The 13,994-nt window shown below is 66.0% G+C and carries 1 protein-coding gene; it reads right to left on the bottom strand.

Going from position 1 to position 13,994, the window contains the following annotated elements; genetic code table 11:
• Positions 1–37: 37 nt before the first annotated feature.
• Positions 38–13,984 carry a non-ribosomal peptide synthase/polyketide synthase gene (locus tag DTP52_RS09780; protein ID WP_109753167.1) on the bottom strand — a complete coding sequence of 4,649 codons (13,947 nt, stop codon included), beginning with the start codon at positions 13,982–13,984 and terminating at the stop codon, positions 38–40.
• Positions 13,985–13,994 lie beyond the last annotated feature (10 nt).

Here is a 13,994-nt window from a genome sequence, read left to right as displayed (position 1 = left end):
CGCCGGTCTCAGACCTGTGCGGGCGCCGCGTCGCTCGCTAGCTTTGGGAATTGGGTTTGGTCTTGAGCTTGCCCAGCAGTTTGTCCAGGGACTTCTGGTTCAGCGCCTTGGCCAGCGGGAAGTCAGCGGGCATCAGCGCACCGGCCTGTGGGTCGAGGCAGTGTTCGACCAGCGCCTGCAAACGTTCCAGCAGGCGCGCGGGCAAATGGCTGTCGGCATTCGGCGTGACGCTGTGCCATTCGACACGCAACACGCCGTCCTCCAGCCAGGCCACCACTTCACGGGCATGGGTCACTCGGTTCTGCGGGGCCACGTCCGGCGGCGGGGTCAGGCTGCTGGCGCGCAACCAGCCCTCTGGCGTTTGCTCATGCCCCAGGTAGTTGAACAGCACATCACCATGGCTGGCCGGCAACTCGCCGCGCTGGCGCAGCAAGCCGTAGCCCAGGCCCAGGCCGGGTACGTCACGCAAGGCTTGCTTGGCGTTGCGCACCTGATCGCCGGCGCCGCCGCTGGCATTCACGCGCAGTGGGTAAAGCGTGGTGAACCAGCCGACGGTACGGCCGACGTCCAGTCCGGCAAACGGTGCGTCACGCCCGTGGCGCTCCAGGTCCACCACGATGTCACTGCGCTGTTCGACCTCGGTCAGGGTTGCGGCGAGGGCGGCGATCAGCAGTTCTTCCGGTTGCGTGCGGTATGCGGCATGGGACTCGGTCAGCCATTGGTGCGTGCGGCTGGCATCCCAGCGGGCCGACAGTGTCTGGCGCTCAGCGACGATGGCCATTGGCGGCTGGTTCGCGCCGGTCTGGGCACTCCAGTAGCGATGCTCGGCAGCGACCTTGGCACCATGGGCTTGCAGGTGCTCGGCCCATTGCCGATAGGCGGTGGTTTTTGCCGGCAACGTCGGGCTTTCGCCACGCTCCAGTGCGGCGTACAGCTGTTGGAAGTCTTCCAGCAACGGCGTCCAGGACACCGCATCGACCACCAGGTGATGAGCCACCAGGTACAGGCGCTGCGGTGTGCCTTCCAGCAGGGCCGCGGCGAACAGCGGGCCGTGTTGCAGGTCCAGGCTTTGTGCGACGTGTAGCAGCTGTTCCGGGTGCTCGCAGCAGGTCAGTTGGGCCGGTGCCACCGGCGCGATGTGGGCTTGCCATCGGCCGTCGACGTCGGTGAAACGCAGGCGCAGGGCGTCGTGGTGGGCCACCAGCCGATCCAGCGTGGCTTGCACGATGGCCGGTTCCAGGCGGCGGTCACTGTCGGCCAGCACCGATTGGTTCCAATGTGCGGCGTGGACCTGTTGCTGGTCGAAGAACCACTGGTGCAATGGCATCAGCGGCATCGGCCCGGTCACCTCGCCTTGTTCGGCCTGGGTCAGCAGCGCCGTGGTCACGTGGGCCAGGGCCGCCGGGGTCGGCGAGCGGAACAGATCCCGTGGCGTGAGCGAATAGCCCTGTTCACGCAAACGCGAGATCAGTTTCAGGCCAAGGATCGAGTCACCGCCCAGGGCGAAGAAACTGTCCGAGGTGCCGACTTCACGGCCGCCGGTCAAGGTTTCGCCGAGCAGTTCGCCAAACAGCTGGCAGAGCAGGCGTTCCAGGTCATTGCGCGGTGCCGCGTAGTCTTTCTGGGTGTTCGGCAGGGGCAAGGCAGCCAAGGCCTTGCGGTCGATCTTGCCGTTGGTGCTCAGGGGCAGGGCCGGGACTTGCACCCACACCGCTGGCACCATGTACGCCGGTAGTTCGGCCGCGAGCTGGGTGTCGAGGTCCGACTGCGCGGTGCTACTGCTGTAGAACGCCACCAGGCGATTGTCGATGACGAGGGTGCAGGCACCGGTGATGGCCGGCAGGTTCAGCAGGGCCGAGTCGATTTCCCCCAGCTCGATCCGCTGTCCGCGCAACTTCACCTGATGGTCGAGACGTCCCAGGTACTCGATGTTGCCATCGGCCAGGAAGCGGCAACGGTCGCCAGTGCGGTACAGGCGGTCACCGGCCACGAACGGGCTGGCGAGGAAGCGTTCCTCGGTCAGGTCCGGACGTTTCAGATAACCCCGGGCCACGCCGACGCCGCCGATGTACAGTTCGCCGATGCTGCCAATCGGCAGCGGTTGCAGGGCCTCGTCGAGGATGTACAGGCGCAGGTTGGCGATGGGCTTGCCGATCGGCACGATCACGTCGTTGGCCGAGCAACGCCAGACCGAGACGTCGATGGCTGCTTCGGTCGGGCCGTACAGGTTGACCAGGGCTGCCGGGTGTTGGCCCATGAAGCGCCGCACCAGGTCCACCGGCAAGGCTTCGCCGCTGGCGAAGACCTGGCGCAGGCTGTGGCAATTGACCAGGCTCGGCTCTTCGACAAACGCACGGAGCATCGACGGCACGAAGTGCAAGGTCGTGACCTGCTCCTGCTGGATCAACTGGCTGAGGTAGGCCGGGTCGCGATGCCCGTCCGGACGGGCGACCACCAGGGTCGCGCCAGTGATCAGCGGCCAGAAGAACTCCCACACCGAGACGTCGAAGCTGTACGGGGTCTTTTGCAGCACTCGGTCGTTCGGGCCAATCGGGAAGGCGTCCTGCATCCAGTGCAGGCGGTTCATCAAGGCGCCGTGTTCGTTCATCACGCCTTTGGGCTGACCGGTGGAACCGGAGGTGTAGAGCACGTAGGCCAGGTCGTTGGCCTCGACGCTGATCGGTTCTCCCACTTCAGCGTTTGGCAATGCATCCAGCGTCCAGGCTTGATGCCCAACGGGCAGGCGCGACAGCCACTGCGCCTGGGTCAAGGTGACCTTGGCGTCGGCGTCTTCGATCAGGAAGGCCAGGCGTTTGGCAGGCAGTTCCGGATCCAGCGGCAGCCAGGCGGCGCCGGCATGGACGATGCCGAGCAAGGCCACGACCATCTCCACCGAGCGCTCCATGCACACCGGCACGATGCTGTCGGTGCCCACGCCGACTGCGCGCAAGGCCCGGGCAACGGTTTGTGCCCGCTGGTCCAGCTCGGCATAACTCAGGCGCTGGCCTTCGAACACCAGCGCCGGGGCGTTGGGGCTCAGGGCTGCTTGCTGGCTCAGGGCGGTGTGCAGGTTGGTCGGGCCGCTGTAGTGACGTTCAGTGGCGTTCCAGCGATCCAGTTGCTGTTGGTCCTGCTGTTGCGGGAACAGTTCGACCAGGGTGCGCTCCGGTGCCGCTACCAGGGCGTCGAGCAGCGCGCACCACTGGGCGATCCAGCGTTGCATCGTCGTTTCGTCGAACAGCGCCGATTGGTACTCCAGCGCCAGGGTCATGTCGCTGCCGTCGTCCTGGACTTCCCAGCTCTGTTCGAACTTGGCGTCGATCACCGGCAGCATCTGCTCTTCGACGTTCAGCCCCGGCCATTGGCTGCTGTCGACGCGGCCATAGTTGAGGGAGAACAACACCTGGAACAGGGGCGTACGGTTCAGGTCGCGGTTTTGCGCGACGGCACCGACCAGGGTGGCGAAGGGTAGATCGGCGTGGGCCTGGGCGGCGCGCAGATCGGCTTCGAGGCTGGCGAGCAATCGCTCGGCCGGGGCCCGTTGGTCGACGTCGCTGCGGATCACCAGGGTGTTGACCAGGCAGGCCAGCAACGTCTGGGTTTGCGCATGGTCACGTTGGTCCGCCGGGGTGCCGAGGCGGATTTCCCGCTGGCCGCTGTAGCGGGCCAGCAGCGCGCTCAAGGCGGTGACCAGCACCACATAGCTGGTCGTGCCGCGCTGACGGGCGAACTGCCGGATGGCTTCGGCGCGCGGGGTGCCGAGGCGAACGGTCAGTTGCCGGGCGCGCCGGTCCGCTTCGGCGCCGCGTGGATGATCGAGGGGCAGGTCGAGCTGGTAGTCGTCCTGGCCCAGGTGGTTTTTCCAATAGTCCAGGCTGTCACTGCGTCGGGCCTGGGTGTCCGGGTGCTGTTGCCAGAGGGCGAAATCGACGTAGTCGATCTCCAGCGGCGTCCAGGCGGGCGATTGCCCGTTGAGGCCGGCGGCGTAGGCCTGGGTCAGTTCATCGATGAGCAACTGCATGGCCCAGCCGTCGGTGGCGCTGTGATGCAGGCACACCAACAACAGGTTTTCGTCGCTGCCCTGGCGTTGCAGCAGGTGCGCACGCCAAGGCGCGGCGGCGGCCAGGTCGAACGATGTCATCAGTTCGTCCTGAGCGTTGGCGCAGGTGGTTGCCCAGTCCTGGGTCGCGACGCCAGTGACCGCGAGCGCCGGACCATGGTCGTCGATCAGCAGTTGTGGCTCGCCGTCGACTTCGACAATCCGGCTGCGCAGCACCAGGTGGCGTTGGCTGACCTGTTCAAAGGCGTCGCGCAAGACCTGGACCTGTAGCTCGCCGCGCAAGGTCAGGGCGAATGGCATGTGGTACTCGCGAGACTCCGGTACCAGACGACTGAGCATCCAGAACCGACGCTGGGCCAGACCCAGGGGCAATTGCGCCGGGCGCGGTTGCGCGCTGATCGATTCACCGGGCAGGGCCGCGCGCAGATGTTCGGCCAGGGCCGCTACCGTCGGTTGGGCGAACACCAGCGGCAAGGGCAGGGAAATCCCAAGACGTTCACGGACCCGGCTGACCAGGCGGGTAGCCAGCAAGGAATGGCCGCCGAGTTGGAAAAAGTTGTCCTCGATGCCGACTTGCGAACAGTCCAGTACTTCGCTGAACAGTTCGCAGAGCACGGTTTCAGTGACATTGCGCGGCGCGGTGCGCGGCTGGTCGCTTTGGCTCTGGGGCAGCGGCGTGGCGGCCAGTACCTTGCGGTCGAGCTTGCCGTTGCTGTTGAGCGGCAGGCGGTCGAGCTGCACGAACAGGCTTGGCTGCATGTGCGCGGGCAGGCTGTCACTCAAGTCGGCACGCAGGGTCGCTTCATCGGCGTCACCGCACCAGAAACTTACCAGGCGCTGGTCGAGCAACAAGGTGGCGGCGTCGCGCACACCGGCCTGGGCCAGCAGCGCAGCGTCGATTTCCCCCAGCTCGATGCGTTGTCCACGCAACTTCACTTGATGGTCGAGACGCCCCAGGTACTCGATGTTGCCATCGGCCAGGAAGCGGCAACGGTCGCCAGTGCGGTACAGGCGGTCACCGGCCACGAACGGGCTGGCGAGGAAGCGTTCCTCGGTCAGGTCCGGACGCTTCAGATAACCCCGGGCCACGCCGACGCCGCCGATGTACAGCTCGCCGATGCTGCCGATCGGCAGCGGTTGCAGGGCTTCGTCGAGGATGTACAGGCGCAGGTTGGCGATGGGCTTGCCGATCGGCACGATCACGTCGTCGGCGGAGCAACGCCAGACCGAGACGTCGATGGCCGCTTCGGTCGGGCCGTACAGGTTGACCAGGGCTGCCGGGTGTTGGCCCATGAAGCGCCGCACCAGGTCCACCGGCAAGGCTTCACCGCTGGCGAACACCTGGCGCAGGCTGTGGCAATTGACCAGGCTCGGTTCCTCGACAAACGCACGCAGCATCGACGGCACGAAGTGCAAGGTCGTGACCTGCTCCTGCTGGATCAACTGGCTGAGGTAGGCCGGGTCGCGATGCCCGTCCGGACGGGCGACCACCATGGTCGCGCCAGTGATCAGCGGCCAGAAGAACTCCCACACCGACACGTCGAAGCTGTATGGGGTTTTCTGCAATACACGGTCGTTCGGGCCAATCGGGAAGGCGTCCTGCATCCAGTGCAGGCGGTTCATCAAGGCGCCGTGTTCGTTCATCACGCCTTTGGGCTGGCCGGTGGAACCGGAGGTGTAGAGCACGTAGGCCAGGTCGTTGGCCTCGACGCTGATCGGTTCTCCCACTTCAGCGTTTGGCAATGCATCCAGCGTCCAGGCTTGATGCCCGGCCGGCAGGCGCGACAGCCACTGCGCCTGGGTCAAGGTGACCTTGGCGTCGGCGTCTTCGATCAGGAAGGCCAAGCGTTGAGCAGGCAGTTCCGGATCCAGCGGCAGCCAGGCGGCGCCGGCATGGACGATGCCGAGCAAGGCCACGACCATCTCCACGGAACGTTCCATGCACACCGGCACGATGCTGTCGGTGCCCACGCCGGCTGCGCGCAGGGCCCGGGCAACGGTTTGTGCCCGCTGGTCCAGCTCGGCATAAGTCAGGCGCTGGCCTTCGAACACCAGCGCCGGGGCGTTGGGGCTCAGGGCTGCTTGCTGGCTCAGGGCGGTGTGCAGGTTGGTCGGGCCGCTGTAGTGACGTTCAGTGGCGTTCCATTCGACCAACTGACGCTGACGCTCGGCCGCCGGCAACGGTGTCCAATCCCCGAGGCGGGTCTGTGGCGCATCGAGCATGGTTTCCAGCAGTTGTTGCCATTGTTCCAGCCAACGCTGGGCCGTGGTTTCACTGAACAGCGCGGCGCGGTATTCCAGCAACACCGACAGCACCTCGCCGTCGTGCACTTCCCAGTTCAGGTCGTACTTGGTGGCCTGGGCGGTCACGGCGCGTTCGCTGACCTGCAACTGCGGCCATGGCTGGCTCGACGAATCGGCATTCTGCATGGCGAACAGCACTTGGAACAGCGGCGTCTGGCCGAGGCTGCGTGAAGGCTTCAAGTGCTCCACGACCTGGTCGAACGGCACATCCTGATGCTGCTGGGCATCCAGCACACGGTTGCGCACCTGGCCCAGCAAACCTTCGAAATCCAGCGTCGGATCAAGGTCTGCACGCATGACCACGGTGTTGACGAAGCAGCCGATCAGCGGTTGCAGCTCGGCGAATGGCCGCTGGGCCACCGGGCTGCCGATTCGCACGTCGCGCTGGTTGGCGTAGCGTCCCAAGAGCAATTGCGCCGCACCGAGCATGAGCATGTACAGAGTGGCACCGCGTTGCTGGGCGAACTGCCGCAGGCGTTCCCCCAGCTCTGGCGGCAACTGCAATTGCACCGCGCCCGCCGCTGGGGCGAGCTGGTTTGGACGGCCCTGTTCGGTCGGCAGGTCCAGCAGGTAGTCGCCGTCTTCCAGTTGGTCGCGCCAGTATTGCAGCTGACTGCTGAACGCGGTCTGTTGGCTGGGTTCGCGCTGCCAGAGGGCGTAATCGGGGTATTGCAGCGCCAGCTCTGGCACCGCCACCGGGGTGCCCTGGCACTGGGCGGTGTAGAACCGACGCAGTTCATCCAGCAGGTTCTGGCTGGAGGCGTCATCGATAGCGCAGTGGTGCACGCTGAGCAACAACAGCGACTGGATGCCGTCGCGGCGTTGCAACAACGTGGCACGGACGGGCACGTCGGCGGCGAGGTCGAAACGGCGGCCGGTTTCCGCGTGGATCGCTGTGTCGGTCAGTTGCTGCCACTGCGCGTCGCTGCTCGCCTCCAACACTGTAACTCGCAGAGTGAGATCGACCTGCGGTTCGACCACCAAGCGCAACTCGCCATCGGTATCGCGCACGATGCGGCTGCGCAGGATTTCGTGGCGCTGGACCACGCTGTTCAGGGCCGTTTGCAGGGCCTGGACATTGAGTTCGCCGTCCAACTGCACGGCGCTGACCACGTTGTACTCGCCACCGCCAGTGCTCAGTTGTTCGAGGAACCACAAGCGTTGCTGTTCGAACGACAGCGGCAGGCGCGCCGGACGTGCCGCCGGGACGAAGGTTGCCGCCGGGGCTTGCAGCGGATCACCCAGCAGCGCGGCCAGGGCTTCGAGGGTCGGGTGTTCGAACACTGCTCGCAACGGCGGCACGCTAGCGAACTGTTGGCGCAGGCGGGCAAACAGCGTGGCCGCCAGTAGCGAGTGGCCGCCGAGGTAGAAGAAATGGCTGTCACGGCCGATTTGCGCCGACGGCAGGTTCAGCAACTCGGCCCATAGGGCGGCCAGTTGCTGTTCGGCGGCGCTGCGAGGTGGGTCCAGGGCGTCTGGCGCGGCTTGGATGTCCGGGGCCGGCAAGGCCTTGCGGTTGAGTTTGCCGTTGTCGGTCAGCGGCAGCTCATCGAGCAGCACGAATGCCGAGGGCACCATGTAGTCGGGCAGGGCGGCGCCAATGGCTTTGCGCCAGGCGTGGATGTCGGCCTGCTGGTCGCATGTCACGTAGGCCACCAGACGCTTGTCGCCGGGCACGTCTTCACGAGCCAGCACCACGGCCTGGCGCACGCCTGGTTGGGCGCCGATCAGGGTTTCTATTTCCCCCAGCTCGACGCGGAAGCCACGGATCTTCACTTGATGATCCATACGGCCCAGGTATTCGAGCTGGCCGTCGGGCAACCAGCGCACCAGGTCGCCGGACTTGTACATCCGCGCGCCTGCCACGGATGAGAACGGGTCTTCGATGAACACCTTCGCGGTCTGCTCGGCGCGGTTGAGGTAGCCCAGGGTCACGCCGGCACCGCCGATGTGCAGCTCCCCCGGGACGCCCACCGGCATCGGGTTGAGGAAGGCATCGAGCACGTAGGTGCGTACGTTGGCGATGGGGCGGCCGATGATCGGCCGCAGCGGGAAGTCATCCACCGCGCAACCGGTAGCGTCCACCGTGCATTCGGTCGGGCCGTAGGTGTTGAAGAAGCGGCTGCCGGTAATCGACGGCAGGCGTTGCCACAGTTGCGCGTCCACCGCGTCGCCACCGAACAGCACGAAGCGCGGCAGGTACACCTCGCCACGGCGAACGCCGTCGCTTTCGAGCAGGGCCTTGAGCTGCGCCGGGGTGCACTCGAAGGCTTCCAGGCGGGTGTCGCGGAAGAATCCGGCGAGGGCCTCGGGGTCGTAGCGCACCTCTTCCGGGGTCAGGTACAGGCTGTGACCGTCGAGCAACAGGATCAGCTCGGCCACCGAACTGTCGAAGGCGAACGAGTAGTTGAAGCTGGTGCGCATCGGCTGGTCGGTGTAGCGGCGATACAAGCCATGGATACGCGCCCAGGCCAGGTTGACCACCGAGCCGTTGGTCACCAGGGTACCCTTGGGCTTACCGGTCGAGCCGGAGGTGTACATGATGTAGGCCAGGTCTTGCGGCCCGGCCAGTGGAGTCGGGTTGCTGTCCGGTTGGTTGGCGAACAGAGCGGCGTCGCTGTCCAGGCGCAGGCGTGGCAGGCCCGCCCCCAGTTGTTCCAACAGGCCTTGCTGGCCGAGGAACAGCGCCGGTTGCGCGTCTTCGAGCATGTACGCCAGGCGATCCACCGGATAGGTCGGGTCCAGCGGCACATAGGCGCCACCGGACTTGAGAATGCCCAGCAGGCCGACCAGCAGTTCCAGCGAGCGCTCGACACACAGCGCCACCGGGCGGTTGGCAGCGACGCCACGGCTGCGCAGGTAGTGCGCCACCTGGTTGGCGCGCCGGTTCAGTTCGCCGTAGCTCAGGCTGCGGCCTTCGAAACACAGGGCGTCACGTTCCGGGGTGCGCTCGGCCTGTTGTTCGAACAACTGGGCGAAGGTCAGGTGCGTCGGCACCGCCATCTCGGTGCGGTTCCACTCGACCACGGTGCGTTGCCACTCCGCGTCCATCAGCAGTGGCAAGGCGGCGACCGGACGCTGTGGCTCGGCGAGCATGTGTTCGAGCAAATGCTCCAGGCGGGCGAGGGTCTGGCGGGCGCTGTCGGCGACGAACAGGTCGAGGGCGAACATCAGCTCCAGTTGGATCGGCGCATTGGCCGGGCACAGCACGTGCAGGTCCAGATCGCATTCAGAGTGGCGCAGCGGCGTGTCCAGCGCTTCGAATTCCAGCCCGGGGAAGCGCAATCGCGATTCCATGGCCAGTTGTTGGGCGACCATCACCTGGTACAGCGGCGCATGGCTGAGGCTGCGTGGCAGTTGCAGGCTGTCCACCAATTGTTCGAACGGCAGGTCCTGATGCAGCAGGCCATTGCGCAGGCGCTCAGCCACTTGTTTGACCAGGGCGGTGAAGCCGGCTTGCGGCTCGAAGTCGGCGCGGATCGCCAGGTTGTTCAGCAAGATGCCCAGCAGTCCTTCGGTGCCCGGCTGTTCACGGTGGGTGACCGGGGTGCCGACCAGCACCGTGGCATCGCCGCTCAAACGGTGCATCAACACGGCAAAACCGGCGAACAGGACGGTGAACGGCGTGGTGCCGAGGCGACTGGCAAAGGCTTGCACCCGGGTGCTGAGGTCGGCGCTGAGTTCACGCTGCACGATCCCGGCGCGGTAGCTTTGCACCGATGGCCGTGGATGGTCGGTGGGCAAGGCCAGCAGCGGGCTGGCGTCGCTGTCGCGGCGGTCCAGGGTGGTGGTCCAGTAATCGAGCTGGCGCTTGAGTTCGGCGCCTTGCAGGTGTTCGCGCTGCCAGAGGGCGAAGTCGGCGTATTGCAGCGGCAGGGCCGGCAGTTCGGCGGCGGCACCGTTGCAACGGGCTTCATAACCCAGGGCCAGTTCGCGCAGGGCGATGGTGGCCGACCAGGCGTCCGAGACCAGGTGATGCAGGGCGATGCCGAGTACGTGCTCGCCCGGCGCCAAGCGCAGCAAACGCGCACGCAGCAGCGGTGGGCAGGTCAGGTCGAACGGTTGCTCGAAGGTGTCTTGCAGGGCATTGAACTGCGCGCCGGCGAGGGCGGTGGCGGTCAGGCCCGACAAGTCTTCGAAAGGCAGCGCGATGTCCAGGGCTGGGCTGATACGCTGGCACGGCACGCCGTCGACGCTGTGGATGCCGGTGCGCAGGATTTCATGGCGCACCAGCAGATCGTTCAGGCTGGCGTGCAGCGCCTCGACATTGAGTTCACCCTTGAGGTGCAGGGCGAACGGGATGTTGAACAGGGTGGTGCCCGGCGTCAGTTGCTCGATGAACCACAGGCGTTGTTGCGAGAACGACAACGGCAGCAGCGGCGGACGTGGCTGGGCCTTGGGCACGCTGGTCGCGCTGGCTTGCGGGGCGGCGGCCTCGGCCTGGCGTGCGCCGATGGCTTCGGCCAGCAAGGCCACGGTCGGCTGTTCGAACAGCACCCGCAACGGCAGGTCGAGCTTGAACTGGGTGCGCAGGCGGGCAACGATCTGGGTCGCCAGCAGCGAGTGCCCGCCGAGGGTGAAAAAGTTGTCTTCCACGCCCACCGTGTCGCGCCCCAGGACCTCGGCCCAGATGGACGCCACCGTGGTTTCCAGCGCGTTGCGCGGGGCGATGCTCTGCTGGGTGTCGGCCTGCCAGTCCAGCTCGCGGGCGGCGAGGGCCTTGCGGTCGACCTTGCCGTTATTGTTCAGGGGCAGTTTGTCCAGGCAGACGAAGGCCGCCGGCACCATGTATGGCGGCAGTTGGGTGCGCAGGTGTTCGCTCAGGCCGTCGCTGTCCAGGGCCTGGTCATGGGCCGACCAGTACGCCACCAGCCAGGCTTCGCCGACGGTGTTTTCCCGCAGCAGGACGGCGGCCTCGCGGACGTTCGGGTGCTGGGCGAGACGGTGTTCGATTTCCGTCAGTTCGATCCGATGCCCGCGCAGTTTCACCTGCTGGTCGCGCCGGCCCAGGTACTCGATCACCCCGTCGGCACGCCAGCGTCCCAGGTCGCCGGTGCGGTACAGGCGACCTTCGAGTTGAGGATGGTCGATAAACGCCTCAACGGTGCGCTGCGGGTCGTGCAGGTAACCGCGGCCGACGCCGACGCCACCGACACAGATTTCCCCGGCCACGCCAACCGGCACCGGGCGCAGGGCCTCGTCCAGCACATACAGGCGGTTGTTGGCGGTCGGCTGGCCGATGGGCATGTGGCTGACCTCGGCCCCCGGTGCTTCGAAAATGGGCTGGAAGGCCACGTCGTCGGCGCATTCGGCCGGCCCGTAGGCGTTCATCAGGGCGATGTCGGGGAAGCGCGCGAACCAGTCCCGGGCCACGGTCGGCGGCAGGGCTTCACCGGTGGGCAGGACCCAGCGCAAGTCCGGCAATTGCAAATCGCATGGGCACAGCGCGAGCAAGGTACGCATCAGGCTCGGGACGATTTCCAGTACGTTCAGGCGCTCGCTGGCAAGCACTTGCAACAGGCGCTGCGGGTCGTGGGCGACTTCATCCGCAAGAATGTGCACGGTGGCGCCGAGCACCGGCGCGGCGAGGAACTGCCACACCGAAATGTCGAACGCCACCGACGCGGTCTGGGGAATCCGGTCGGTGGCGCTGAGTCCCAGGGCCGGCACCTTGCCGAAGATATTGTTGAGCATGCCGCGCTGTTCGATCATCACGCCCTTGGGCGTGCCGGTCGAACCCGAGGTGAACAGTACGTAGGCCAGGCTGTGCGGGCCCGCGAGCACCGGCAGTGGCGCGTTGTTGCCGGATGTCCAGCAGGCTTCGGCGAACAGCGCCTCGGGCGCCTGGTCGAGGCCGCTGAGCAGCTGATCGAGCAGGCCGCTGCAAGCTTCGCTGGCGACCAGCAACGGCGCGCCGGACAGCCCGAGGATTTCCCGCAGGCGCTCGGGCGGGTGATTGACTTCAAGGGGCAGCATCGCCGCGCCGGCCTTGAACACGGCCAGCATCATGGTCAACAACGCCAGGCCACGGGGGGCGACCAGCGCCACCAGTTGATCTTCAGCGGCGCCAGCTTCGCGCAGGGCGTGGGCCAGGCGCGTGGAACGCAGGTCCAGCTCGGCGTAGGTCAACGACTCACCAGCGCAGATCGCGGCGACCTGTTCGCCGCGCTGGGCCACCTGGGCGGCAAACAGCTCGGCGTAGCTTTGATCCAGCGGGAAAGCGTGGGGGTTGAGCGCCCACTCGCCCAGCAACTGCTGGCGTTCCTCGGCGGCCAGCAGCTCGAAGCTGGCCAACGGCGCGTCGGGGGCGGCGAGCATGCTGCGTACCAGGCTGGCGATATGGCCCAGCAGGCGCTGCACGGTGGCGGCCGCGAAACGTTCGCGGTCATAGGACACGCGGATGCCCAGCTGTTCGCCCGGCAGGATCACCACGGTCAAGCCGTAGTGGGTATGCACGCTGTGGTCCATGCCTTCGAGGCTGAACTGGAAACCGCCTTCGAGAATCTGTTCGTCGATGGGGGCGTTTTCGAACACCAGGATGCTGTCGAACAGGGTTTCGCCCCGGGGGAAATCGCTCCAGCCCTGGATATCGGTCAACGGCGTGTGCTCGAAGTCGCGCATGTCGACGTTGAGCTTTTGCAGGTCGCCCAGCCAATTGCCGAGCGCGGCGTTCGGGTCCACCGAAACCCGCAGCGGCAAGGTGTTGATGAACAGGCCGATCATTTCCGCGACGCCGGTCAGGTCGGCCGGACGCCCGGCCACGGTGACGCCGAAGACCACGTCCCGCTGCCCGCTGTAGCGCGACAGCAGCAACGACCAGACACCTTGGAAAAACGTGTTCGGGGTGATCCGGCGACTGCGGCAGAACGCTGCCAGCGCTTGGGTTTCCTGCGCGTCGAGGTGAATCAGTTGGTCGTCCACCAGCACTGCATCGGTGTAGCGGTCGCGGGTCACGCCGTTGTCCACGGTCAGTGGCGTGGGGGCGTTGAGGCCTTGCAACTGGCCGCGCCAGAATTGCTCGGCCTTGCCTGCGTCCTGGCGTTGTAGCCACTGGATGTAATCGCGAAATGGCCGAGGGCTTTTCAGTTCCGGCGTGCGGTCGTTGCACAGTGCTTCGTAGACTTTGAGGAAGTCCACGGTCACCAGGGAAATGCACCAGGCGTCCATCAGGATGTGGTGGAAGCTGCGAATGAACTCGTAGGATTCATCGGCCAGGCGCACCAGCCGGAAGCGAATCAGCGGTGGCTTGGACAGGTTGAAGCCGACTTTCTGCTCGTCTTCCAGCAGCGTGCGGATTCGCGCTTCCTGCTCATGGGGGGCGAGCCCGCGCAGGTCGAGGGTGTCCAGCGGCACCTTGACCTGGCGATGGATCACCTGCACCGGTTGCTTCTGGCTTTTCCATTGGAAACTGGCGCGCAGGGAAGGGTGCAGCGCCACCACCTGGCGCCACGATTCGAGGAACGCCCCTTCATCGATGGCCCCGCCGATGCGGTAGCGATCCTGCATCAGGTACACGCCGGAGTCTTCGTGCAGCAAGGAGTGGAATAGCATCCCTTGTTGCAGCGGCGATAGCGGATAAATGTCTTCGATCGGGTTACCGGCGGTTTTTTCGGTGGTCATTGAAAGCGTC

Origin of the sequence: Pseudomonas sp. 43mfcvi1.1 (assembly GCF_900115935.1) — a bacterium.
In the GTDB taxonomy this organism is placed as follows: Bacteria; Pseudomonadota; Gammaproteobacteria; order Pseudomonadales; family Pseudomonadaceae; genus Aquipseudomonas; species Aquipseudomonas bijieensis.
The sequence above is the reverse complement of the archived record's forward strand: the minus strand, read 5'-3'. Positions and strand labels throughout refer to the sequence as shown.

Coding starts and splice junctions, on each gene's coding strand:
- DTP52_RS09780 (WP_109753167.1), bottom strand. CDS start 13,984: ATGACCACCGAAAAAACCGCCGGTAACCCGATCGAAGACATTTATCCG.